Source organism: Monashia sp. HAY1-5C (genome assembly GCF_056755255.1).
Window position 1 is genome coordinate 1 of record NZ_JBPGXG010000067.1, and the last position, 23,704, is coordinate 23,704.

Sequence of the window (23,704 nt, forward strand, 5' to 3'; positions counted from 1 at the left end):
AGGAAGTACTGGCGCACCTCCTCGTTGTCCCAGTTGAGGTCGGGCTGCTCCCGCGCGAAGAGGTGGCAGTACCACTGTCCGTCCTCGATGCGTTGCCACGCGGCTCCACCGAAGTGGGAGCGCCAGTCCGAGGGAGGCTGGCTGCCGTCGGTTCCGGCGCCGTCGCGGAAGATGTAGCGCTCGCGGGCGGCGGAGTCGATCCCGGACCGCAGTGCCTCGACGAACCACGGGTGCTGGTCGGATGTGTGGTTGGGGACGATGTCGATGATGACCTTGATGCCGAGACCGTGCGCGTCGGTCACCAGGGCGTCGAAGTCGTCGAGAGTTCCGAGTCGCGGGTCGACGGCGCGGTGGTCAGTGATGTCGTAGCCGCCGTCTGCCAGAGGCGAGGGGTAGAACGGGCTGAGCCAGATGGCGTCGACCCCGAGCTCGGCCAGGTAGGTCAGCCGGCTCCGAATCCCGGGGAGGTCTCCGATGCCGTCACCGTCGGCATCGGCGAAGCTGCGGGGGTAGATCTGGTAGATCACAGCGCGTCGCCACCAGTCCTGGTCCGGCGTGCTGGGGAGAGTGTGGGTCACCATGAGTGGGTTGCCTTCTGGGAGTGCGGTGGTCGCGTTCGTCATGTCTCAGCCCTTGACTGAGCCGGCCAGCATCGCCTGGATGAAGTACCTCTGGAAGACCAGGAACACCACGATCGTCGGGGCCATGATGAGCAGCGCGCCGGCGTTCAGCAGCACCACGTCGGTGGAGTGGGCCCCCACGAAGCCCTGGAGGGCGCCCGCCATGGTTCGCTTGTTCGGGTCGTCGATGAGCACGATGGCGAGCAGGAACTGGTTCCACGTGCTGAGGAACATCAGGACCCCCAGCGATGCGAGGGCGGGGACGGCCAGCGGAAGCTGGATGTGGCGGAAGGCTTTCCACGGGCCGGCGCCGTCGATGGAGCTGGACTCGGACAGCTCGGCGGGCACCGACTGGAAATGCGTGCGCATCCAGAACACGGCGAAGGGCATGTTCAGGCCGATGAGCGGCAGGATCAGCCCGAGCTGGCTGTTGAGCAGTCCGAACTGCTGCATCTGGTAGTAGAGCGGGACGACGACGATCTCGTACGGCAGCGTCAGTCCGAGGAGCAGGAGCAGGAAGAAGACGTTGCCGAACGGGATCCGTAGCTGCGCGATGGCGTAGGCGGCCATCGCGGAGATGAGCATGGCGATCGGGACGACACCGATGACCAGCACGACGCTGGAGCGCACGAGGTTCGTGATGTTGGCGACGTTCCAGGCGTCGATGAAGTTGTGCCACTGCGGGTGCGCGGGGAAGGAGATGCCGGCCGGGGCGCTGCCTTGGGGTTGCAGCGCCGCGGAGAACATCGACAGGAGCGGGAAGACGGAGAACAGGGCGGCGGCGCCGAGCAGGACCGTCTTGGGCGCGTTGTCACGCAAGGAGGCGAGCATCACAGGTCACCGCTCTCGGAAGAAGCGCTGGATGGGCAGGATGACGGCCAGCACGATCAGGCTCAGCACGATGGCCAGGGCCGACGACTGGCCGATGCGGTTCTCGGTGAAGGCCAGCTGGTAGACCTGAACGCCGGGGACCTGGGTGGCATAGCCGGGGCCGCCCTGGGTGGACATGAAGACGACGTCGAAGCTGGCGAGGGCGGCGATGATCGTGATGGTCACGCAGACCCCGATCTCGGAGCGCAGGCCGGGCAGCGTGATGGCTCGGAACTGCTGGATCCGGTTCGCGCCGTCGAGCGAGGCCGCCTCGTAGAGGCTGGCGTCGATCTTGCCGATGCCCGCCATGAGCAACAGGGTGCACAGGCCGGTGGCGAGCCAGGTGCCGATGATGCCCACTGCCGGCAGGGCCCAGGTGAAGTCGCCGAGCCAGGCGCGAGTGACGGACTGCAGGCCGACCGCACGCAGGATCTGGTTGACCGCGCCGTCCGGGGAGTACATCCACGTCCAGGCGATCGCCGACGCTGCTCCGGGGATGATCTGCGGCAGGAACATCAACGTCCGGGCGGCGCCGCCGGCCCACGTGGACCTGATCTCCCGGACGATCGAGGCGATGACGAGGGCGAGCAGCACCGGCAGGAAGGTGAAGAAGGCGATGAGGATGAAGGAGTGGACGATCGAGGCCAGCAGCTGCGGTTCGGTGAAGACCCGCGTGTAGTTCTGGAGCCCGACCGGGGTGGCCACGCTGATGCCGTCCCAGTCGAAGAACGAGTACTGGAACGCCGTGTAGATCGGGTACAGCTCGAAGACGGCGTACATGACCAGGGCAGGCAGGGCGAAGAGCCATCCGGCCCACCGAGCGCGTGAGCGGGTGCGGTGGCCTGCGGTTCGGTCCGAAGTCCCCGGCCGCAGGTTACGGCGCGAGGTCGGGGGGACAGTGCCGGTGGCGTCGACGCGGCCGGTGAGGCCGTCGACGGTGGTCATCGCTTCAGCTCGTCGTCGTACGTGGTCTGGACGTTCTTGACGAACTGCTCCGGCGTGGAGCTGCCGCCGAGCAGGAGCTGGCTCTCCGGGTTCCAGGCCTGGTTGGAGATGCCGGCCGTGGCGTTCTGCACGAAGGGCACCTGTCCGTCGGCCGCCGACACGGTGGCGAAGGCCTTGCTGACGTCGTTGAGCACGGAGTCGGGCTTGATGGTCGGGGCCTTCTGCGAGGTGGTGCCCGTGGGCATGAAGCCGTTGTCGACGGCGATCTGACGGGCCTCGTCACTCGAGAGGAAGTTCAGGAAGGCGGCGGCGGCGTCCTTGTTCTTCGACTTCGACGGGATGCCGAACGCGGTGGCCGCGTCGGACATCGCGGCGACCTGGCCGCCGGTGGTCACTGGAGGCATGGGGAAGAAGCCGACCTGGCCTGGCATCGTCTTGTCGAGGTTGGCGGCGTCCCAGTTGCCCCAGGGGAAGAACAGACCCTTGTTGCCGGCGAACAGGGCGTCTGCGGCGGTGGCGTCCAGGGCGTTGACCGACGGCGGGAACAGGCCGGCCTGGTTCCACTCCTGGACCTGCTTGGCGGCCGCCACCGCCTCTGGTGTGTCGATGGTGGCCCCCGGCGCGTTGAACACCCACTGAGCGACCTTCTGCGGGCCCATCGAGGAGTTGAGCAGCAGCTGGAACGGGAACACCCCGCCGCCCTCCTTGTTCGCGACGACCATGCCGGTCAGGCCTGCCGCCTTCGCCTTGGTCATCAGGCCGGTGAGTGCCTCCACCGACGTGGGCGGCGCCGTCATGCCGACCTGCCCGGCGAGCTTCTTGTTGTAGTACAGGCCCGTCATGGTGAACCCGCTGGCCTTGGCGTAGAGCGATCCCGAACCGGCCACGCCGTCCTTCTCCCGGAACTGCGCGAGCTGGGAGGCGGGCAGCTGGTCCCATCCGTAGGCCGCCGCGTACGCGTCGAGGTTGGTCAGCAGGTGGTTCTTCGTGCCGGCCGTCACCGAGATGACGCGGACGAGGTCCGGGGGCGTCGCCGAGGCGATCTGCCGAGGCTGGTTCTGCGTCGTGACGTTGTCCGGGTCGTAGGTCGGCGTGATCGTCACGTTGGGGTACTTCTTCGTGAAGGCTGCGATGAGGGCGTCGTCGACCGCCTTGAGCCCTTGGCCGTCGTAGAGCTTGAGGGTCACCGGCTGGGTGCCCACCGAGGTGCTGACGGACGTCGGGATCGAGTCGACCGCGGCGACGTTGGAGGAGGCGGGGCCGGGGGCCGAACAGGCGGCCACGCCCGCCGCGGACAGGGCGCCCAGTGCACCCGCCAGGCAGAGGCGGGTTGAACGCGAACGGTGACCTGCGAAGTGCATGGGAGTTCCTCCTGCGCCGTTGAAGGGGGCCGGCCACCTGGTGTCGCCGACAGTCACTCGAACAGTGAGCGGGAAGCACTGGAAACGCTTCCAGTCACGATGGTGAGGCCGACTGGTCACGCATGTCAAGAGAGCAGTACGCGATTCGAAACGCCCCTAGTCTCAAGGCGCAGCTCCAACCACTGGGACCAAGGTGATGGTGAAAGCGTTTCCAGTCGTCTATCCTGTCGCCGTGGCAGACGTGACACCGGCGAAGGTGACCCTGGCCGACATCGCCCGCATGGCCGGCGTCGGCGTGGGCACAGCGTCACGCGCCCTCAGCAACGCGAAGAACGTCGCCCCGGCGACCCGCGCACGCGTGCTACGCGTGGCCGAGGACAACCACTACGTCGTGTCGCCCGAGGCCTCACGGCTGGCGAAGGGCAACACCGGGCGGGTCGCCCTCGTGGTGCCCCACCTCTCCCGGTGGTTCTTCGGCTCGGTCGTGGAGGGCCTCGACTCGGTCCTGCGCGGGGCCGAGCTGGACGTGCTGCTCTACCAGGTCGGCGGCGTCCGGGACCGGCACGACTTCTTCGAGCGCCTCCCGGCCCGGCGCAAGGTCGATGCGGTCGTCGTCATCGGCTTCCAGGTGGAGGACGCCGAGCGCGCCCGCCTCGAGACCATGGGCGTCCACATCGTCGCAGCCGGCGGACAGTCGGCCGCCTACCCCTGCGTGCACATCGACGACCACGAAGCGAGCCGGCAGGCCGTCGACCATCTGCTTCATCTCGGCCACACCCGCATCGGGATGCTCGAGGCCTTCGACCCGGACCAACCGGGGCTGAGCTCGACTCGATCACCCGCCTACTACGAGGCGCTCGAGCGCGCCGGCATCGAGGTCGACCCCACCCTTGTCGTCACCGCGCCCTGGGGGGGCGAGCATGGAGCCGCGTCGATGAGCCGGCTCCTCGGGCACCCCGAGCCTCCGACCGCGGTGTTCGCCCATTCCGACGAGGTGGCTCTCGGCGCGATCCGCACCCTGCGACGCGCCGGGCTCCAGCCTGGGCATGACGTGTCGGTGGTGGGAATCGACGACCACCCCGTGGCCGAGCTGAGCGATCTCACCACGGTGCGGCAACGACCGGCAGAACAGGGCGTCCTCGCCGGCCGGCTGCTCCTCGACCTCCTCAACGGCGGCACCGCGCCCAGCGCGTCCACCACGCTTCCCACCGAGCTGGTCGTCCGAGGAAGCACGGCCCCGCCTCGTCGCGGCTGAGCTCGTCTGCCCTGTGGGCTTTCCGATGAGGCGACGGTCACGAGGCCTTGCGCGTGAAGGTGAGGTGGGTGACGCCGCTGGGAGAGGAGACCGCCTCGACGTCGTAGGCATCCTCGAGCGCCTCCAGGCCGTCCCAGACACGGACGCCGCGACCGAGCACGATCGGGACCTGGACGAGATGCATGTGGTCGACGAGCCCTGCGGCGAGGAAGTCACGGACGACGGTGGGGCCGCCGCCGACCCGCACGTCCTGGCCGCCGGCTGCTTCCCTGGCGATGTCGAGTGCGTCGGCTGGGGCAGCGTCGAGGAAGTGGAACGTCGTTCCGCCCTCCATCTCGATCGAGGACCGCGGATGGTGCGTGAGAACGAAGGTCGGTGTGTGGAAGGGCGGGTTGGGGCCCCACCAGCCCTGCCAGTCCGGGTCATCCCGCCATCCGGGTGGGCCGAACTTGTTGGCGCCCATGATCTCGGCGCCGATGCCGGGACCATGGCGCTGAGCGAAGGCGTCGTCGACCCCGGCAGTTCCGCCCGCGTCCCAGAACCGAGTGCCGAACATCCACTCGTGCAGCCGCTCGCCCGCATGCCCGAAGGGTGCTTCGGCGGACTGCGGCTCGCCGGTGGCGAACCCATCGAGCGAGATGGACAGGTTGTGGATCCGTGTGAGTGACATCCGCGCGCTCCTCGGCTGATGTTGGCGCTGTGCAGTCGGTCCTGGACGGACCACCAGAATGCCCGAGACGTACGGATCCTGGGCCGGCGTCGTCATGGCGCCTAAGGTTGACGGGCACCTGACCGGCCACGCGGCCAACGCATGCCGGCAGGGCTCGGCCACGACGCAACCCGACCGTGGAGGAAAGGACAGGCAAGAGGGACGATGGTCAACGTTCTGCTGGCCGGCGCGATCTCGATGGCGGTGGCGCTGCTCTGCACGAAGCCGTTCATCCGGCTCCTGGTCCGGCATCGGTACGGTCAGTTCATCCGAGACGACCTCGTGCACCACCACGTCAAGCGCGGCAAGCCCACGATGGGGGGCGCGGTGATCATCGGGGCAGCGCTGGCCGGCTACTTCGCCTCGCACGCGATCTTGGCGGCGCTCGGCGCGTCCGGGGTCTTCAAGGCGAGCCACCGCGGCATGTCACTGAGCGCCCTGCTCGTACTGTTCCTGCTCGTCGGACTGGGCGTCGTCGGGTTCCTCGACGACTACATCAAGATCCGCAAGGAACGCAGCCTCGGCCTCACGTCCAGACAGAAGCTCCTGGGTCAGACGCTCGTCACCGTCGTCTTCGCGCTCGGCGCCCTGCTCTTGACGACCTCAGGCGGACGGACACCGGCATCGACGGCGGTCTCCTTCATCCGAGACACCGGTCTCGATCTCGCCGTCGCCGGCCCGGTCGGGGGCCTGCTGCTGTTCATCGTGTGGGCGAGCGTTCTCATCGCGGGCGCCTCGAACGGCGTCAACATCACCGACGGCCTGGACGGTCTGGCGCCCGGCGCATCGGTCATGGTCTTCGGCGCCTACACAGCCATCGCGCTCTGGCAGTACAACCAGGGCTGCACGGTCGCGCCGGGGCCGGGCTGCTACGACGTGACCGACGCACGCGACCTCGCGGTCGTCTCCTGCGCCATCGCCGGCGCGTGCTTCGGGTTTCTGTGGTGGAACACCTCCCCGGCCGAGATCATCATGGGCGACACCGGCTCCCTGTCGCTGGGTGCAGCGCTGGCCGGGCTCGCCATCATGACCCGCACCCAGCTGCTTCTCGTCGTCCTCGGCGGCCTCTTCGTCATCATCACGGCGTCGGTGATCATCCAGGTCGTCAGCTTCAAGCTCACCGGCAAGCGCGTCTTCAAGATCGCGCCGCTGCACCACCACTTCGAGATGGTCGGGTGGTCCGAAGTGACGATCGTGGCGCGTTTCTGGATCATCGCCGGCCTCTGCGCCTCAGCGGGCCTCGCGCTGTTCTACGGAGACTGGCTGGCACACCGTTGAGCCAGGTGGTCTACCGCCCGATCTGACACCCGCGGTGACAGGGCAACAGCACTTCAACGCCCGGACGCCGGCTCAGAAGATGTCGTGGTCCGGTTCGCCGATCGGCCACTTCGGGTGCAAACGGACGAGGCGGTCGGTGCGCAGGAAGTCGTCGCGCAGACCGGGTGGCATCCCTTCATAAGGCGAGCGCTGGCTGCGGTGCATCGCGATCGCCCGCTCGCGCAGCGGCTGCAGGTGTGCGACGTCCAGGGCCGCGGTGATCTGCTCCTCCGGTCGGCCGAGCCCCTGCCGGTCGAGGTCCAAGTGGGCGCTTTCGGGACGGACGTGCTCGAGCTCGGCGAACCAGCGCGCGAGCAGGTCGCGGGGCAGGGCCCAGCCGTACACGCGAAGGTCCGCCCGCCGGGACGCCGCGGCCACGGTGGCCCGGCCGATCACCACGTGATCACGGTGGCCGTCGCCGTGGTCAGGATCGGTCGTGACGACCACATCGGGTTGGACGTCGTCGATCACCTGGTCGAGGTCGGCGACGACGTCCTCGAAAGGTGCAGCGGTCAGGGTGCCGGGTGCCGGAGCACCATCCATTCCCGAATCGCGATATCCGAGAAGGATGAAGCGGGAGACGCCGAGCACGCGGCCCGCCGCTCGCAGCTCGGCCTCGCGAAGGGCGCCCAGGTCTGCCTCGACCCCCGGTGCCTCGCCCGCCTCGCCGCGCGTCGCGCAGCACACGGTGACGTCGAGGCCGCGTTCGGCTGCCAGTGCAATGACGGAGCCGGTGCCGAAGGTCTCGTCGTCGGGGTGCGCGACGGTGACGAGCAGTCCGCTCATTGCAGCCCGCTCAGGAAGTCGCCGATCGCGCCCATCACCTGCTCCGGCACCTCGAGTGACGGGAAGTGGCTGCTCGCCTCGAGCCGGGCGGCGCTGAACCACGGGTGCTCCACGGCATACGCACGCTGCGCAGTGAGGAACGCGTCGTCGCGCGGTTGCGCGTAGACGTGCAGGACCGGCACCGGCCGGGGGAGGCGGCCGAAGGCCGCCAACGGCACGGGCTCCGCGGCGAAGGCTCGGGCGATCTCCCGTCCCGCGCGTGACCACGCCTCGAAGCCGTAGCCACCCATCGAGGCGATGTACGCGAGCACCGCCGGGTGGTCGACGCCCTCACCCCACATGGTGAACAGGCCGGCCCGCGCCGCGAGCCACGCCTGCGGATCCTGCAACGCGGCGAGGGCATCGCCGAACTGCGGGGGCGCGCCCAGCGGCATCCAGTCCAGAAGCACGACGGCCGGTACGCGATCGGGGCCGAGCCGACGCAGCACCTCCAAGGCCGTCCAGCCGGCGTGCGAGAGGGCGACCGGCACGACGCGCGTCAGCTGCTCGGCGGCGATGAGCGCCACAGCGGCGTCGGCCACCTGAGCGGCACCGAAGTCCGTCGCAGGTCGGGGCGAGTCGCCGTGGCCGGGCAGGTCGACCGAGATCGAGCGGTGGTGCCGCGCTGCGTGTTCCAGCAGCGGATCGAAGACCTCGCGACCGCCGCACCAGCCGGGCAGGTGCAGAAGGGCCGGGTCGCCGACGCCGAGGTCCGTGCGGGCGAGCGGGGGGACGGTGGTGATCATGGCGTTCCTCCAAGGCGGTTACTGCATGATGCAGTATTGATATACTGCATCATGCAGTATGGTCAAGCCCATGGCCGACCTTCGCCCCACCTCCACCTCCTACGCGGTGCTCGGCCTGCTGGCCGTCCGTCCCTGGACGACCTACGAGCTCGCCCGCCAGTCGGAGCGCAGCCTGCGCTGGTTCTTCCCGCGCGCCGAGCGCGCCGTGTACCTGGAGGCCAAGCGGCTCGTCGCCCTCGGCTGGGCCGATGCCGAGAAGACTGCGACCGGCAAGCGGGCCAGCACCGTCTATCGAATCAACCGAGCCGGCCGAAAGGCGCTGCGGGCGTGGCTGGCCGAACCGAGCGCACCGACCCAGGTCGAGTCCGAAGCCGCCCTCAAGGTGTTCTTCGGCGACCAGACCGGGTTGGCCGAGCTGCGCGCCTCGATCGACCTGATCGGCGAACAGGCGACCGAGTCTCTCCGACAGCTCGGAGCGATGGCCGGCGGCGAGCAGCCGTTTCCCGAGCGGATGCACACGAACGTGCTCTCCATGCGGCTGATCTGCGATGTGCACCAGGCCATCCAGGACTGGAGCCACTGGGCGGCCGACGCGGTGCAGGTGTTGGAATCGGACGACGGGGACGCGATCGCCCGGCAAACCGAGCAGGCATTGCGAGAGATCACCTCTCGCGGATGATGGCGTGCGAGGTGTCAAGGCCGATGGTCACCGGAGGGGGCGCCAGACCGACTCCGCCTCGCTGGGCCCCGGCGACCATGCGGCGATCCACGGTCCGGTGCCCTCGCTCGAGTCGAGCACGCCCTCCTCGAGCCAGGTGTAGTCGCCGGCCAGCACACTCCGCGCCAGCCGCGAGTCGGTGACGTCGGTGTTGGTCCAGAGGGCGGCGAAGAGCGTCTCCACGCGCAGCCGGCTCTGGTCGCAGAACGCGTCGGCGAGCTGGTAGGCGTGGCGGCCGCGCACGTCGTCGTCGACGCGCAGCATCTCAGCCCGGCTGCATGCGGCCGTCATGGCGAACAGCTCGGCGCCGATGTCCACGACCCGGCCGAGGAACACCTGCCGGTACTCCAGCTTGGCCTGCCAGCGGGACATGCCGTAGAACGTGTGCCGCGCCAGCTTGCGACTGGACCGCTCCACGAACCGCAGGTGCTCGGCGAGAGGTCCGAAGTCGGCGTACGACATCGGCGCGGTGCCGCGGCCGGCCACGAGGTGCGGCAGCCACTTCGCGTAGAACCCACTGGCGCCCACCGCGGCCCGTGCCTTGTCCTGGACCGTCGCGTCCTTGTCCGCCAGCGCGCCGGCCGCCTTGAGGTGGGCGTCGACGGCCTCCCGGGCGATGAGCAGGCGCATGATCTCGCTCGAGCCCTCGAAGATGCGGTTGATCCGCACGTCGCGCAGCATCTGCTCGGCGGGCACGGCTCGCTCCCCGCGGGCGCGCAGGGACTCGGCGGTCTCGTACCCTCGGCCTCCACGGATCTGCACGAGCTCGTCGGCGATCTTCCACGCCATCTCGCTGGCCCACAGCTTGGCCAGTGCGGCCTCGATCCGGATGTCCTTGCTGCCGGCGTCGGCGAGCTGCGCCGACAGCTCCAGCACCGACTCCAGGCCGTACGTCGTGGCGGCGATGAAGGCGATCTTCTCGGCGACGGCGTCGTGCTCGCCGATCGGCCGGCCCCACTGCACCCGCTCCGAGGACCACTCGCGCGCGATCTTCAGCGCCCACTTGCCCGCCGCAGCGCACATCGCCGGGATGGCCAGCCGCCCGGCGTTGAGGGTGGTGAGCGCGATCTTGAGGCCGTCGCCCTCGTTGCCGAGCCGGTTCTCGGCGGGGACCCGCACCTCGTGGAAGCGGGTCAGACCGTTCTCGATCCCCTTGAGCCCCATGAAGGAGTTGCGTCGCTCGACGGTGATCCCCTGGGAGCCGCCCTCGACGACGAACGCGGTGATGCCTCCCTTCCGGCCGTCCCGCGCGGGCACCCGCGCGATGACCACGAGCAGCTCGGCAACGACGCCGTTGGTGGTCCACAGCTTCACGCCGTCGAGGAGGTATGCCGTGCCGTCCGCCGTGGGGATGGCCGTGGTTGCCAGCCGGGCCGGGTCGGACCCCACGTCGGGCTCGGTGAGCAGGAAGGCGGAGATGGCACCGGCGGCGCAGCGGGGCAGGAACGCCTCCTTCTGCTCGGAGGTACCGACGAGCTTGACCGGTTCTGGGACGCCGATCGACTGGTGGGCCGACAGCAGCGCGCCGAGGCTCGGGTGGGCGGAGCTGGCGAGCATGAGCGCCTTGCCGTAGGACGACGTGGTGAGCCCGAGCCCGCCGTACTCGCGCGGGATTTTCATCCCGAACGCGCCGACATCAACCAGTGCCTTGACGTCCTCGTCGGGAATCTGTGCCTCGCGCTCGATGCGGCTGCCGTCGATGCGGGTGCAGACCTCGCGCAGCCGGGTCAGGAACTCCTCACCCCGGGCGTCGTCGGCAGGGTCGGCCCGGGGATGGGGATGGACGAGGTCGAGGTCGAAGCGGCCGAGGTAGAGGCCCTTGGCGAAGCTCGGTCGCTCCCACCCCTTCTCGCGCGCCGCCTCGACGACCGCGCGGGACTCCTGCTCGCTGGCGTCGACACGGCTGGTGCGGTCGGCCTGCTCGGTGGACGGGTCCTCCCTGACGTCACTGCTCACTGGCCTCGCCTCCTAACCCAGTGTTACCCCTGGGTAGCGGGAGCGAAAGCCCATGGAGCCGTCTTTCCGGACGGCGTGACGCAGCTGGGCGCGCAGTTCACCGCAGCGCAGCTGGCCGTGCTGGTCGATGAGGCACACCGGGCCGGGCTTCCACTCGTGGCGCATGCCCACTCGCTGGTCGCCATGGAGAATGCGGCGGCGGCCGGCGTCGACGGGATCGAGCACTTCAGCGGGCTCTCGGCGGCGCACGGGTCCAGCATCGGTGAGCAGCTCCTGGACGAGGTGGCTCGCCGAGGCGTGTACGTGGATCTGACGATGGGCAACGACCGCAGCTTCCACGCCTTGATGCCTGCGCCGCCGCCACCGCTCGCGGAGCTGATGAAACGGTTCGGCGTCAAGGACTTCGATGAGTTCTACGCCTCTCGCATCACGGCTTTGACCAGCTTCCGGCAGCACGGCATCCAGGTGATCACCGGCGTCGACTCGGGGATGGCCCCCGCCAAGCAGCACGGCAACGTCTGGCGTGTCGTCGAGGAGATGGTCCAAGCCGGGTACTCCCCGCTGAGGCACTGGCCGCGGCGACCTCTGTCACCGCTCGAGCCTGTGGCCTGCCGGGAGTGACCGGCCGGCTGGCGCCGGGCCATGTCGCCGACGTGCTCGTCGTGGATGGCGACCTCTCCCGAGATCTGTCCGCCCTGAGCCGACCCGTCGCCGTCCTCGTCGCCGGAGTCCCGGTTCAGGCGGGCCCTCCCAGCGATCGAAACCTTGCGGAAACTGACGCCTGATCCGGACTGCGGCTGCACCCGAGGTCGCGCCTGGCAGGTCACACAGTCCTCAGGGGCGCGTCGTCGGAACGAGGGCGAACACGGGATGCCGACCCGCCTCCTTGAGGAAGTCCTCAACAGGGGCGTCCTTGGACGCGGTGAAGTAGGACCGTGTGGCCGAAGCCACCTGCAGGTACTGCCGCAGCACCGGCGCCGCCTCCGCCGGCGGAAGCTCCCGCACGTCGTACTCGGTCGAGGTGCGGCGCCGGCTGAGAGTCACCCTGCCGGCCGCGCGGGCGTTGAGCACCCAGTGCACCGGCCCGTACGGTGCCACCAGCCATTTCTCGTCGCCCGTCTCGACCACGGTGACCGGTGTCGAGTGCAAGCGACCGGTCTTCCGGCCGGGGACGGACAGCGTGTACGTGTGCGGTACGAGGCCCCAGGAAGCGAGAGTCCCGATCACCGTGTTCGCGACGCGCTGTACGCGCCCCACGTGGAACCTTTTCGCTGGCCACTTGTCGTCGACGGAAGCATCGCGGGCCATCTACATCTGCCTCTCACCTAGCCCTCAGACGAAGAATGCCACCGGCCGGCCCCTTGCGCACCACGGCCAGAGCTGGCTGCCTCATCGTCGACCTGACCCCATTGGGGCCACAGGTTCCGAGGCGCTTGCCCAAGGCGTCGTCGTCCTCCAGTCGTTGGGCGCCCCGACGCCGCGATCTCGCGGATCAGCGAGTCAGCCGGTTCGCCGGACGCCGGCCGATTCCAGACGAAGATGTCGTGCGCCAGTGGTCACCAGGGCGGCCTGCTGCCATGACGCGAGTCTTTCAGCAGCTGCGGTATCCAGTGCGGCGTCCGCGACACGGACGGGCGGAGTGGCGCACTCGTCGCTGGCGTCGAGTGCCGTCAGGTGGACGGTGCCGACCCGATTCGCGTCGCGACTGCGGCTCAAGCGGTCAAGACCCGCGGGAACGTCGAGCGGTGGCGTAGGCCGGCTCGCGGAGCCGGCGAACCCAGGCGTAGGTGTCCAGGCCGGGCAAGGGGTTGCGGATGGGGTCGAATGACAGCCGCGCGTCTTCCTCACCGACCGGGGCGGGGTGAAGGACCAGCTGCGCAAATGGGTGCCACTGGCCCGAGCCGATGGCCCAGGCAAGCGCCACCGTCGTCGCGTCGTGAAAGACCGCAGAAAGCAGAACTCCACCGGCGGGCGTCCGATATGGCAGCAATGTCGTCAGCGGTCTCTGATAGGGCGACCGGGCCGGCGTGAGCGTGTAACGGGTCAGCGGTCCAAGCCCGGTCGAGGCGAACAGCAGATCGCCGTGCCGGCCGCCGTCGCTCGGGACCCGGACTGCGAGCCCGAATATGTCTGGCACGGGGGCAGGCGTACCGACCGCTCGTGACTGCCGTACCAGCACGTGGTCCTCACCGACTTGGTCCAGCCATGCGGCGCCGGTCTCCTCCTCGGCGCCGAACCGGTGCAGTGCGCCTGGGACGACGCAGCCGCGCGGGTGGAGGGGCTTGGTAGCCGGCCGGGCGGCGGCGATTTGGGTTGCGACGCGCAGTATCTGTCCACCAGCGGACGAGGCGACGCGGGCCAGGAGATCGGGGACTGCCATGTCGCAGCCGTACCCGATCACAAGCGGAACGAGGGCATTTTCGCGCACACCGCGAGGAAGCGCTCTCGGAACGACCTGCCTGCCGGCGAGCCCACGTTCACGCTGTGCCGGCTGTGGGTTCGCCTGAGCGCGACCTGTGTGGTCTGGTGGCCGGATAGTGCCGTGAACCGTCGGGAGACGAGGGCAACCTTGCGGACCTGGTCGTCGACGCGGCGGACATAAGCCCCTCACGCGCCGCTCCTCGCGGCGCGGTGCACGTCCGTAGACGGCCGACTGTTGGAGATACCTGAGTGCCGGTTGCGTCGCTAGAGGTCCGATCCGTTCGAGCGCCGCGCGCTGGTCGCCTCCAGCCGCTGCTTGAGCAGCGCCAAGTTCGCAGGGACCTCTTTGCGCGCGCCTTTGCTCGCGAGCAGCCGGATCAGGTTGCCGATGCCATGCCCTTCGAACCAGAGCCGGTAGTCGACGTGCGTGCCGGTGCCCGCACTCGTCGGAGCGAACGCGAGCGTCACGTGCGCGCGGACGGCACCGTCGATGCCTCTGATGCTCCAACGCCGCCCTGGCTCACACTCCGTGACCTCCCACCGGAACGTCCGCCCTCCGCCCGGAACCCGCCGGACCTCGTGCCCGTGCACGCCCACCGCCGCGGGCACTCCGGGCGGTTCGAACGCGGCGACTTCCACCGACGGCTGCCAGTCCGGCAGCCGCTCCGGGTCGCAGACGTAGTCGAAAACATCGTGCGGCGTCCGGGCGATGTCGGCGCTGGCTTCGATGAGCTTGGACATGACTTCCACCTGTTCTCGATGGCGGGGGATCCCTCCGTCGCCCATATTGATGCCAGTATCGTTCTCCTCAATGTCGAGCAACGCAAGACGCAAGTACGACTCGCAGTTGCGCAGGGCGCAGGCCGCCCGCACCCGCACGCGCATCGTCGAGGCTGCCCACCGGCTGTTCGTGGAGCGGGGGTTCGCGGGGGCGACCATCCCGGCGATCGCGACTGAGGCCGGCGTTGCGGTGGAGACTGTCTACCGCTCGGCCAACGGGAAGGCCGGCCTCCTCGGTGAAGCGGTGCGGGCAGCCGTGGCTGGGGGCGCGGAGCGTGCTGACGTTCCGGTGATCGAACGCCCTGCGATCCGGCGGATCATCGACGAACCGGACCCGGTGCGGCAGCTGCAGCTGTATGCGGCCACCCAGCCAGGAATCTGGTCGCGGGTCGGTCCCCTGCTACGGGTGCTCGACGCGGCCTCGACCAGCGATACATCGCTGATCGAGTTGCGCGAGCAGATCGCGGCGGAGCGGCGGCACGGCCTGCGCGCTGGCCTGGGGAAGATGCTCGAACAGCGCGGAGTGCTACGCCCCGGGCTGACCGCCGAGCGGGCGGGCGACATCGTGTACACCGTGTGCGGCCAAGCCAACTACGAGGCACTCGTCACCCAGTGCGGCTGGACGGAGAGGGAGTACCGGGACTGGCTGGTTGAGACGTTGGTAGCGGCCCTCCTCCCCTGAGAGACCAGCGCCCACCTCGACTGACTCCTGTGCCCGTCCGGCAGGGCGCCGAGCGTCACGCGGCGATGTGACGCTGCTCCTGACGGTCGTTAGGGGCCAGACGCATTCGTTCAGGCCTGTCAGGTCGAGGGCTCACTCGCCGGGGTCGATGAGTCGCCGGCGCACGGCGTACAACGCCGCCTCCAGCCGCGAGTGCATCTGTAGCTTGTCGAGGATGTTGCGGATGTGGTTGCGCACGGTGTTCACCGAGATCACCAGCTCGTCGGCGATCTCGTTGTTGCTCCGGCCCCGCGCGACGAGCTCGAGGATCCTCAGCTCCCGCTCGGTCAGGTGTGGCGGTTCGACTCCAAGCGCGGCGTCCGATCCCGAGGAGCGCTCGCTCATCCGCGTGAACTCGCCGATCAGTTTGGTCGCCATCGAGGGCGATATCTGGGACTGGCCGTCGAAGATGCCGCGGATCCCGTCGGCGATCTCGTCGGTCACGTTCTTCAGGAGGTACCCGGTGGCGCCCGCGCGAAGGGCGTCGAAAAGGTCGGCCTCGTCCTCTGAGCCGGTGAGCATGAGAATGCGCGCCGACGGGACGCGTTCTTTGATGAGTCGGCAGGCGTCGATGCCGCCCCGCTTCGGCATACCGACATCCATCACGATGACGTCGGGAACGGTCGCCTCCGCCTGGGTGACCGCCGCCACCCCGTCTGCCGCCTCGCCGACCACCTCGATGTCGTCCTCAACGGCGAGCACGGTCCGCAGTCCACGCCGGTAGAGGGCGTGGTCGTCGACGATGAGGACGCGGATGGCTTCCGGGTGCGGCTCCACGGCCCCATCTTGGCCCAGCCTCCAAGGACGGTCCGCCCGAGAGCGTTGAGCGGGTTGTCCTGGTGGTTGTCGCCCCGTGAGTCGGCAGGTCCGCAGGGGTACCACTGACCGCTCGCGGCGCTGTGACGCGCCAGCTGCGGCCGGAGCTCGCGGCCTCCGCTTAGCCCAATCGCCCCCATCGTCACCGACCTGTCACGCACGTAGTGCTGGCGTCGTAGGCGGGCTCGCTCACACCGTCAGGCTGCGAAACGAGGCGCCTTCTACTGGGAGACACAGGTCGGTGGTTGGGTCAAAGGCCGGCAGCCTTGACACCGTAGGTGGCCTGGGACTTGGTGAAACCTTCATACCGCAGTTGGCCGATGAGCCCGTTGCGCGAGAAATGCTGGTAGTCGAGGTACTCCTGGGCTTTGCCGATGGCCTGCTCCTGCCCGGCGGTTCGCGCCGCTGCCTCCTCAGCCGCCTTCTTGGCTGCCGCGTCGGCAGCCGCCTTCTTCTTCGCGGCCTCGGCGGCGGCCTTCTTCCTCACCTCCTCCGCGGCTCTGGCCTTGGCGTCCTCGGCTGCCTTGGCGGCCTTGGCCTTTGCCTCCTCGGCGGCCTTTGCCTTGGCATCGGCGGCTGCCTTGTCTGCGGCGACCTTGTCGAGCGACGCCTGTATGGAGGGGTCAACGGTGGGGGTGGCTGGGGGAGTTGCTGCGGGGGTCGACGGGCTCGATGAGTTGACGGTGGCCGCAGTCGGCGTGCCCACGTCGAGCCCTCGTGAGTGGCGGCAGGTGTGGTTGTTGAGCTCGTCGCGGTGCGGGCGTTGGTGCGGCTTCACTCGGCTGATTTGGGACGCAAGTCGTCGCCTCGCGGCGAAGTGACGCATCGTCAGGCAGCCGCCATGGCCTGGGCGGCAGCTCAGGCCAGCCGTACGCTCAACTGGCCGTTGGCGAGTTGTCTCGTCTCCACCTTGTCGCTCCGCGACTCCACGAACGCTCGGAAGCTGGTGAACCCCAGCGATTTCTCAGTGAAGGCCGGATCCATTCGCTGCATCTGGCTCTTCACCCCCGCCGCGTAGACCCAGTCGTCATCGCCCTTTTGTAGTCCGACCCGAATGGCACGGACGAGGAGGCTGGTCGCCTCCTCTGCCGCGAGGTCCGCAGACGTAGAGTTCCGGGAAGTCTTCTTCGCGACGGCCTTCTTGGCCGGCGCCGCGGTCTCTACCGGCTTGGCCACCGGCGGCGGAGTGACCCCTGGCAGGTGGGCGTAGTCGATGAACTCGTTGCAGGCTGACACCAACGCCCTGCTGGTCGACCCGGCAACGCCGATGCCGACTACGTAGCGACCGAGTTGCTTGCAGCTCTGGGCGAGTGGAACGTAGTCGGAGTCTCCAGCAACAAGGACCACGTGCGTGATCTCGGGGTGGCGCATGAGGTCTTCGACGGAGTCGACGGCGAGCCTGATGTCGGCTCCGTTCTTGACCCCGGAGGCGGTGAACAGCTGAACGAGGTGAAGAGCTCGCCCCATCAGCTCCTCCTTGTACGCCGCGTTCGCAGGAACCGACCAGTCGGCGTAGGCCCGGCTCAGCGACACGCTGCCGAAGGAAGCCGCATAGTCGATGATCGCCCCGATGTCGACTCGCGCCGCAGCCAGTTTCGCGTCGAGCGGGTCCTTTGAGGTTGTCGACCACCCATGCTTGCGCGGATCGTCGTGCCGCCACGCCTGCTTGCCGTGGACGTCGTCGTAACGGGAGATGACCACATTGTCGAAGTCGAGGTAGACCGCCACCCGTTCGCTCATGGCGCGAGCCTACGACGGGCCGTCGGCGGTCGACCTCACGCACCCGAGCACGATTCGCCCGGGACCTCGGCACCGATACACGGACACTCGGAGTCTGGCCGGCGAGGCGGTCGCCTCAGCGCACGGCTTTGACGTGCTGGTATGACGCGCTGCTCGCTAGGAGAAAAGCCCGTCGGTGATGGTCAGGCCCACACCGTTTTGAAAGACCCAGAAGAACGCGAGCGCGGCGCCCGCCAGCGCCACGTCCTTGTTGAACTGGATCATCTCCATCTGCTCGGCCATCGGCTCGGTCTCCTTCCAGAATGGGTGCATCAGGAAGGCGGTGGCGAGCAGGAAAAGTGCGATGAGCAGCGATCCAAGGTCACCCCAGACGCCGAGGAGGATCATCAGTCCACCGACGAGGATCTGCACCCCGGAGAGGCGGACCATGACCTTGGCGGCCGGGATGCCCTTGGAGGCGGCATAGCCGCCCATGTCGTCGGCCCTCGTCAGGTGCCCCACCGCGGATCCGAGGAACAGATAGGCGTAGAGGAAGCGACCGATGAGGAAAACCACGTCCATGAAGCCTCCTCCGAGAGTTTTCGGCAAGGGTGCCGCACAAGTTGTATTTTAATCCTCAACCACCCCCACAGCATCTGATATTGGCGGCTGGCGCGGCTGGTCGATGCCGCTCCCCACGGCAGCGACGCGTGGTCGGCATGGAGGGGGCAGCGCACCCCAGGGACCTATAGCCGCGAACCTCGGGAGACGCCGATCCTCGTCGCCTCGCGGCGAAAGGACGCGCCTCGGACCCTGCTGGCAGGGGTGGTTGGCCTCCCGGACGAACGTCATCGTCGCGGACCTCTTCGTGCTCTTTGGATGCGTGGAGGTCGAGCAGCCGGCTGCGGTTCTTCGGGGACCGCCGCCATAGACTGCGGCGGGTGAGCAACCCTCCGCCGTACCCCACGATGGAGGACGTCATCGGCGGCACGCCGCTGGTGCGTCTGCAGCGCCTTCCGGGGTTAGAGAACGAACGCCGCGGCAACGTGCTGCTCGCCAAGCTCGAGGGGAACAACCCGGCCGGCTCGGTGAAGGACCGGCCGGCGATCAGCATGATCCGCGGCGCCGAGGCGCGAGGGGAGATCTCTCCCGGCGACACCCTGCTGGAAGCCACGTCCGGCAACACCGGGATCGGCTTGGCGATGGCGGCGGCGATCAGCGGCTACCCACTGGTCATCGTGATGCCCGAGGACGCCTCCACCGAGCGGATCCAGACGATGAAGGCGTATGGAGCCGACCTGGTCCTCACCTCGGCGCGCGGCGGCATGGAAGAGGCCCGCGACGTCGTGACGCGGATGGAGCGGGAGGGCCGCGGCCGGGTCCTGGACCAGTTCGGCAACCCGGACAACCCCCGTGCCCACGAGGACGGGACGGGCCCGGAGCTGTGGCGACAGACCGACGGACGGATCACACACTTCGTGTCCGCGATGGGCACCACTGGCACGATTGTCGGGGTCTCGCGGTTCCTGAAGTCACGCAACCCCGGTGTCGAGATCGTCGGGGCACAGCCCGCGGAGGGCTCGAAGATCCCCGGGATCCGCGCCTGGCCCCCGGAGTACGTGCCGAAGATCTTCGACCCCTCGGCGGTGGACCGGACCGTGGAGGTCACCCAGACCGACGCCGAGGAGACGGCCCGCCAGCTGGCCCGCCAAGAAGGCATCTTCGGAGGTGTCTCGGCGGGCGGCGCTTGCTGGACCGCCCTGCAAGTAGCCGAGGAGGTCGAGGGGGCGACGATCGTCTTCGTGGTCTGCGACCGCGGCGACCGGTACCTGTCCAGCGGCGTGTTCCCCGCCTGAGATTCCGCTGACGCCCGGAGACAGCCGTCGAGGGTGGGACCGGCCCCCTCCGCCGCCCTACCGCACGATTGCCATACGCGGCGAAGTGACGCGGGCTGACGAGACCTTGATGTGCGGGACGTCGCGTGCTGCAGCAGCCTTAAGCCGATCAGTTGTTGAACGGGCAGCCCGTACTGAAGATCCCCGAGCAGGTGACCCTCATACGCATCGAACCGCCGATACCGGAGCCGCCGCCGCCGATGGTGATGCTGTTGATGCCCAGGACGCGGCCCTGCCGGTCAAGCAGCGGCCCGCCAGAGTTGCCGGGGTTGATCGACGCTGAGGTCTGGTACCAACTGGTTTCGATGCGGGAGATGATGCCGGTTGTCACTGTGCCCTCCAGCCCGTACGGCGAGCCGATGGCGACGACTGGGTCTCCGACCTTCGCCGGCGGCGCCGCCTGAAGAGGCGTCAGGCCGCCGCTGAGATAGAGAAGGGCGACGTCGTGCTCTTCGTCCCAGGTCCACAGCTTCGAGGGAAACTTCCGGTCTCCCTGGGAGGCGTAGGCGTTGGGGCCGCCCTGGACCGTGCATTCCTCGATCACGTGGTGGTTCGTGATGATCGCGGTGTCGTAGCCCTGGACTGAGCCGGCGTCGATAGCGAACCCCGAGCCCAGCGCGTCGCCACAATGCACGGTGACCACGGAGGACTTCACCTTCTCCACGACCGCGTTGGTGTCCAGGGCTGCCGCCTTGGCCTGTTCCTGCGCCTTGGCCGCCTTGCTGGCGGTCTCATTCGCGGTCGCAGCGCGGCTGCCAGCGTCTCCGGCGGCCACCTTGGCCGCCTCCGCCACCGTCTTGGCGCTAGCTGCCTCCTGTTGCGCGCTGGCCACGGACGTCTTCAGCTGTTGAACTTTCGAGTCGGCAGCGGCCAGGTCTGCAGAAAGTTGGGTGATCTGTTGTGAGTCGGCCTGTTGGCGCACGATGAGATAGCCGGCGCCAGCGGTGTTCGCCAGCAGCAACGCGATGGCGAAGCCGATCCCCAGCGCCCGATAGGCGCGACCCGGGTCTTTGCGCGCGGGAGCTTGCGAGTGCGTCTGGAACGCAGGCCAGATCTCCCGGTCGTCGCCGTGATCGTCCGTCACCTGCTGCCCCTGACCTGTGGCTCGAACACTCGGGGCGATGGTAGGCGCGAGTCCGAATGGTGCGCGGCGATTTCGCGGCAAAGGTGAGCGACTCCATGCGTGCAAGGGCTCCACCTGAGTTGGGGGCGCAACCGGATCTGGCGATTTCATCTCCGCGCCCTCGCTTCGGCTGTGACCATGTTGCGACACTCGCGAGGCAGGGGAGGCCGACATCAAGACAGGGTGGTATTACCAGCCGGGCGAGCAGCGCTTGCGGTATCACGACGGCGAAGGCTGGACCGGGCAGTACCGCAACCTCGATGACCCGCCGGCCGCACCCGTCGCCGACGTCGAGAGCACGGCACACGCTGCGGAATCGCCCGCGGCCACGGCCCCGTCAGAGCCTCGGAAACGAGCCCTTCCCATCTTGGCCGTCGGTGCCTGCGGCGTGCTCCTATTCGGATTCGGCGTTGATGGCCTCGTGAGCGGTGGTCCGCTTGACGGGCAACCATATGCCCATGCGACGGTGGCCGGGGCGCCCCCTGGCGCGGAGCCGCAACCGACCCCGTCCACACCGGATCCAGTCATGTCGCTGGAGCCGTCGACCTCGACATCGAACCGTTCATCGCGGCCGACCGCTCCGAAGCCGCCTGCGGCACGCCACCTGACTCCGGCGCCCGTCCCACCAGCTGCGCCCAAACTGGCTGTGACACCGCCTCCCAGCATCCCTCACGGGCGGTTCATCACGGCGACACCCAATATCTCGGGCTACCCGGTGGACCCGCCGCCCGCGACGGACGCATTCGACAAGGCATGCGCCAAAGTGATCGCTGGGCGCGTCGTCGAAGACGTCGCCACCGGCGACGCGCGGTTCATGGACCGTCCCGACCTCGGGGCCGCCACCACGATGGGCTTCCTCTCCACTGACATGGAGGACCTGCTGAACTGCGGCATGCCACGCGTGGCCGACCAAGCCACCTACTACGCCACAGTCACAACACTCCGTGACTTCTACGCCAAGGCAGGGGATCAACTGCCCCAAGACGTAGACGGCGCGCTCGCGACGTACAGCGTCGCGCGGCAACACACTGGGGAACTGCTGACGGTTCTCAATCCCATCCTTGGAACCCGATATCAGCTACCGCCCTGGAGCTACACCCCGGACCAGCCAGAAACTTGGAATTTGGGCTTGGCCCCATGAGTGCGCTCGCGGCGGTATGACGCTGGTTCAAGGTGGTCGGCAAGCGCTGCGGAAGGTCGTTAATTGCCGGAGCTGCCGAGGTCTGGCCGCCGATGTGCTCGGGAAACTGCTGTCCGCGTCGCGGGAGCCGCTGCGCATGTGTGCGCGGTTGCTCGGGCCTCCTCGAGCCGTTCGGGCGGTCAGGCGTGCGGGCTCGTTGGAGCGCTGAGCCGCCGACCCGCAGGACCGGGTGACCACGAGGCGGCCGCGTGGTCAGGCGGGGCCGAGGAACTTCACTGCGACGGGTGCGAAGTCCTGGTGGAACTGGAATATCCCGCCATGGCCAGAGTCGGGGTAGATGATCAACTCCGAGTCCTGGATGCGTCGGTGCAGGTCGTGGGAGAGGGCGCTGGGGACCATGCGGTCGTTGTCGCCGTTCGCGATGAGTGTGGGCGGGCTGGCAATCAGCGTGGTCGGGCCGCCCGACCCCGCCTTCGCCACCCAGATCAGCAAGCCGCTGCTCAAGCCGGTGATGGCACTGCTCAGCCGCAAGATCCACCGGAGGGCCCGGCGACTCGGGGTGCGCTACCGCTTCTTCTTCATGCACGCCGACGGCGCCCAGCTGACGAACCTGGCCCGGCTCTACGAGGCCGGAGACCTCCGCCCGGTCCCCGACCGCACCTTCGGTTTCGACCAGACTCTCGACGCGGTCACCTACGTGGAGGAGGGCAAAGCGCACGGCAAGGTCGTCATCACCCGCTGACCACGTGACGACCACGCGGTCTTGTTGCCGCTGCCAGAGACAAGGACTTCACAAGTTGGATCGACGAACACCCGTCACCACCCACACTGTGCTGCAGCCTCCGCGCACAGTCGTGCCGGGACGGTTGCCAGCGGCCCGTAGGCCGCGCTCCACCGGCCAGGCGGGGACTCTGTCCAACCGAGGTTCTGACCCCCGGCTACATGGCTAGCCACCTCAGCTCATGCGGCCTTGTGGAATCCATTGAGCGGTAAGCGAGGCGGCTCGCGGCGGAGTGACGCTGACGACGAGAGCCGCGGTCCGATCGGTGGATCTGCCCTTCGACCAAGGGTGCCCTCCACCTTCCCTCGACGCGGCCGTCCTCCGCGTCGATCAGCCTCGCGAGCATCCCTTCCCACTAACGTGCCGCCCGTGATCACCCACCGCGTCCGTAAGCCGATCGTGCTGCTCGAAGCCTTCCTCATGCCGCTCGTCGCGGCCGCTCTGTTGCTGCTAGTCCTGCGGCCGCTCCCCCTTGCCGTTCCGCTCGCGGCCGCACTCCTGGCCTTCGGGATTCCTGGCCTCATCCGGGCATCGCACCGGTCCCTGACCATCACAACCGACGGGATCGAGCTTCAACGCGACAAGTACCGGCTGGACGCCTCTTGGGACGCGGTCGTAGGACTCGAGCGGGGCCGCCGGCGAGGGCTTCTCAGGGCCGACGAGCTGCTCTTGGCCGATAGCCGGATCAGCGCCGTTGACTACCGCGGCCGAAGGACGACGTTGCCCCCAGGTTTGGAAGGCCATCCCGCCACCCGCCGGGTGCAGGTCAACTTCTACGACGGAGATTGGGCGACAGGCCCGATCGGTGAACACCTCAAAGCCAAAGGCGTGACGCTCTAACCGGATGGCTGAGCGTCGCGCGGCACGGCCGCGCACGGGACAGCGTCAACCTGGGACCGCGACCGGCCGGGTACGGATGCGGAGTGCCACCGCGGCGGTGGACGGAAGCTGTCTCTTATACACATCTGACGCTGCCGACGACGGA

24 protein-coding genes and 3 pseudogenes are annotated in these 23,704 nt (G+C 68.5%); 10 read left to right on the forward strand and 17 right to left on the reverse strand.

The features are described 5' to 3' along the window. The 4 genes from ACR9ZK_RS11735 to ACR9ZK_RS11750 all read right to left on the reverse strand — a co-directional run. The coding region (locus tag ACR9ZK_RS11735) for an alpha-amylase family glycosyl hydrolase (RefSeq protein ID WP_481342099.1) at positions 1-581 on the reverse strand (581 nt) is incomplete at its 3' end. Positions 582-626: 45 nt separating this feature from the next. After that, a complete protein-coding gene (locus ACR9ZK_RS11740; protein WP_481342100.1) occupies positions 627-1,439 on the reverse strand; it encodes a carbohydrate ABC transporter permease in 813 nt (270 codons plus the stop codon). Positions 1,440-1,457: 18 nt separating this feature from the next. Then, complete coding sequence (locus ACR9ZK_RS11745; RefSeq protein WP_481342101.1) at positions 1,458-2,435, reverse strand: carbohydrate ABC transporter permease; 978 nt, start codon at positions 2,433-2,435, stop codon at positions 1,458-1,460. Continuing rightward, entirely contained in the window at positions 2,432-3,718 is a 1,287-nt protein-coding gene (locus ACR9ZK_RS11750; RefSeq protein WP_481342102.1) for an ABC transporter substrate-binding protein, read from the reverse strand. The genes ACR9ZK_RS11745 and ACR9ZK_RS11750 overlap by 4 nt, the downstream gene beginning before the upstream one ends. A gap of 310 nt (positions 3,719-4,028) precedes the next feature. On the opposite strand from ACR9ZK_RS11750, the gene ACR9ZK_RS11755 reads away from it, so the two are divergent. After that, complete coding sequence (locus ACR9ZK_RS11755; RefSeq protein ID WP_481342103.1) at positions 4,029-5,051, forward strand: LacI family DNA-binding transcriptional regulator; 1,023 nt, start codon at positions 4,029-4,031, stop codon at positions 5,049-5,051. A gap of 37 nt (positions 5,052-5,088) precedes the next feature. On the opposite strand, the gene ACR9ZK_RS11760 is transcribed toward ACR9ZK_RS11755, so the two are convergent. After that, positions 5,089-5,721: a dihydrofolate reductase family protein gene (locus ACR9ZK_RS11760; protein WP_481342104.1), complete on the reverse strand. Its 633-nt coding sequence runs from the start codon at positions 5,719-5,721 to the stop codon at positions 5,089-5,091. 204 nt (positions 5,722-5,925) lie between these two features. Between ACR9ZK_RS11760 and mraY the strand changes: the two genes are divergently transcribed. Next, complete coding sequence (mraY, locus tag ACR9ZK_RS11765) at positions 5,926-7,038, forward strand: phospho-N-acetylmuramoyl-pentapeptide-transferase (RefSeq protein WP_481342105.1); 1,113 nt, start codon at positions 5,926-5,928, stop codon at positions 7,036-7,038. A gap of 72 nt (positions 7,039-7,110) precedes the next feature. Here mraY and ACR9ZK_RS11770 read toward each other — a convergent pair whose 3' ends face one another. Both ACR9ZK_RS11770 and ACR9ZK_RS11775 read right to left on the reverse strand, forming a co-directional pair. Then, positions 7,111-7,965, reverse strand: a complete 855-nt coding sequence (locus tag ACR9ZK_RS11770) for a PIG-L deacetylase family protein (RefSeq protein WP_481342106.1) — start codon at positions 7,963-7,965, stop codon at positions 7,111-7,113. Continuing rightward, positions 7,860-8,648, reverse strand: a complete 789-nt coding sequence (locus ACR9ZK_RS11775) for an alpha/beta fold hydrolase (RefSeq protein WP_481342107.1) — start codon at positions 8,646-8,648, stop codon at positions 7,860-7,862. Before ACR9ZK_RS11775 ends, ACR9ZK_RS11770 begins: the two co-directional genes overlap by 106 nt. 70 nt (positions 8,649-8,718) lie before the next feature. Here ACR9ZK_RS11775 and ACR9ZK_RS11780 point away from each other — a divergent pair, with 70 nt between their 5' ends. Further along, positions 8,719-9,327: a PadR family transcriptional regulator gene (locus ACR9ZK_RS11780; RefSeq protein ID WP_481342108.1), complete on the forward strand. Its 609-nt coding sequence runs from the start codon at positions 8,719-8,721 to the stop codon at positions 9,325-9,327. Between the two features lie 27 nt (positions 9,328-9,354). Here the strand turns inward: ACR9ZK_RS11780 and ACR9ZK_RS11785 are convergent, their stop codons facing one another. Beyond that, entirely contained in the window at positions 9,355-11,322 is a 1,968-nt protein-coding gene (locus ACR9ZK_RS11785) for an acyl-CoA dehydrogenase family protein (RefSeq protein WP_481342109.1), read from the reverse strand. A 75-nt stretch (positions 11,323-11,397) separates the two neighbouring features. Between ACR9ZK_RS11785 and ACR9ZK_RS11790 the strand changes: the two are divergent. Next, positions 11,398-12,107: pseudogene (locus ACR9ZK_RS11790) on the forward strand (amidohydrolase family protein). Between the two features lie 49 nt (positions 12,108-12,156). Here ACR9ZK_RS11790 and ACR9ZK_RS11795 read toward each other — a convergent pair. From ACR9ZK_RS11795 to ACR9ZK_RS11805, 3 genes are all read right to left on the reverse strand, one after another. Next, entirely contained in the window at positions 12,157-12,579 is a 423-nt protein-coding gene (locus ACR9ZK_RS11795) for a nitroreductase family deazaflavin-dependent oxidoreductase (RefSeq protein ID WP_481342110.1), read from the reverse strand. A 463-nt stretch (positions 12,580-13,042) separates the two neighbouring features. Then, positions 13,043-13,702: a hypothetical protein gene (locus ACR9ZK_RS11800; protein WP_481342111.1), complete on the reverse strand. Its 660-nt coding sequence runs from the start codon at positions 13,700-13,702 to the stop codon at positions 13,043-13,045. Positions 13,703-14,007: 305 nt separating this feature from the next. Then, the gene (locus tag ACR9ZK_RS11805) at positions 14,008-14,484 is read right to left on the reverse strand and encodes an SRPBCC family protein (protein ID WP_481342112.1); all 477 of its coding nucleotides are present in this window, start codon (positions 14,482-14,484) and stop codon (positions 14,008-14,010) included. Between the two features lie 70 nt (positions 14,485-14,554). Between ACR9ZK_RS11805 and ACR9ZK_RS11810 the strand changes: the two genes are divergently transcribed. Beyond that, positions 14,555-15,205, forward strand: coding sequence for a TetR/AcrR family transcriptional regulator (locus tag ACR9ZK_RS11810; RefSeq protein WP_481342113.1), 651 nt, complete (start codon positions 14,555-14,557; stop codon positions 15,203-15,205). A gap of 132 nt (positions 15,206-15,337) precedes the next feature. Here ACR9ZK_RS11810 and ACR9ZK_RS11815 read toward each other — a convergent pair whose 3' ends face one another. The 4 genes from ACR9ZK_RS11815 to ACR9ZK_RS11830 all read right to left on the reverse strand — a co-directional run bounded on the left by ACR9ZK_RS11815 (position 15,338) and on the right by ACR9ZK_RS11830 (position 18,361). Then, complete coding sequence (locus ACR9ZK_RS11815) at positions 15,338-16,021, reverse strand: response regulator (protein ID WP_481342114.1); 684 nt, start codon at positions 16,019-16,021, stop codon at positions 15,338-15,340. 289 nt (positions 16,022-16,310) lie between these two features. Further along, on the reverse strand, positions 16,311-16,838 hold the full coding sequence (locus tag ACR9ZK_RS11820) for an Ltp family lipoprotein (RefSeq protein ID WP_481342115.1): 528 nt from the start codon (positions 16,836-16,838) through the stop codon (positions 16,311-16,313). 80 nt (positions 16,839-16,918) lie between these two features. Further along, complete coding sequence (locus ACR9ZK_RS11825; protein ID WP_481342116.1) at positions 16,919-17,800, reverse strand: NYN domain-containing protein; 882 nt, start codon at positions 17,798-17,800, stop codon at positions 16,919-16,921. Positions 17,801-17,956: 156 nt separating this feature from the next. Further along, on the reverse strand, positions 17,957-18,361 hold the full coding sequence (locus ACR9ZK_RS11830) for a DoxX family protein (RefSeq protein ID WP_481342117.1): 405 nt from the start codon (positions 18,359-18,361) through the stop codon (positions 17,957-17,959). A 386-nt stretch (positions 18,362-18,747) separates the two neighbouring features. Between ACR9ZK_RS11830 and cysM the strand changes: the two genes are divergently transcribed. Continuing rightward, positions 18,748-19,635, forward strand: coding sequence for a cysteine synthase CysM (gene cysM / locus ACR9ZK_RS11835; RefSeq protein WP_481342118.1), 888 nt, complete (start codon positions 18,748-18,750; stop codon positions 19,633-19,635). Between the two features lie 148 nt (positions 19,636-19,783). On the opposite strand, the gene ACR9ZK_RS11840 is transcribed toward cysM, so the two are convergent. After that, entirely contained in the window at positions 19,784-20,758 is a 975-nt protein-coding gene (locus ACR9ZK_RS11840; protein ID WP_481342119.1) for a S1C family serine protease, read from the reverse strand. 211 nt (positions 20,759-20,969) lie between these two features. On the opposite strand from ACR9ZK_RS11840, the pseudogene ACR9ZK_RS11845 reads away from it, so the two are divergent. Both ACR9ZK_RS11845 and ACR9ZK_RS11850 read left to right on the forward strand, forming a co-directional pair. After that, positions 20,970-21,059, forward strand: a pseudogene (locus tag ACR9ZK_RS11845) (DUF2510 domain-containing protein); the annotation flags it as partial. 264 nt (positions 21,060-21,323) lie between these two features. Continuing rightward, entirely contained in the window at positions 21,324-21,938 is a 615-nt protein-coding gene (locus ACR9ZK_RS11850; RefSeq protein ID WP_481342120.1) for a hypothetical protein, read from the forward strand. Positions 21,939-22,190: 252 nt separating this feature from the next. On the opposite strand, the pseudogene ACR9ZK_RS11855 reads toward ACR9ZK_RS11850, so the two are convergent. Beyond that, positions 22,191-22,373 (reverse strand): annotated as a pseudogene (locus ACR9ZK_RS11855) (alpha/beta fold hydrolase); the annotation flags it as partial. On the opposite strand from ACR9ZK_RS11855, the gene ACR9ZK_RS11860 reads away from it, so the two are divergent. Beyond that, on the forward strand, positions 22,360-22,680 hold the full coding sequence (locus tag ACR9ZK_RS11860) for a zinc-binding dehydrogenase (protein ID WP_481342121.1): 321 nt from the start codon (positions 22,360-22,362) through the stop codon (positions 22,678-22,680). The pseudogene ACR9ZK_RS11855 and the gene ACR9ZK_RS11860 sit on opposite strands and share 14 nt — an antisense overlap. Before the next feature lie 408 nt (positions 22,681-23,088). Continuing rightward, entirely contained in the window at positions 23,089-23,559 is a 471-nt protein-coding gene (locus ACR9ZK_RS11865) for a hypothetical protein (RefSeq protein ID WP_481342122.1), read from the forward strand. Positions 23,560-23,704 lie beyond the last annotated feature (145 nt).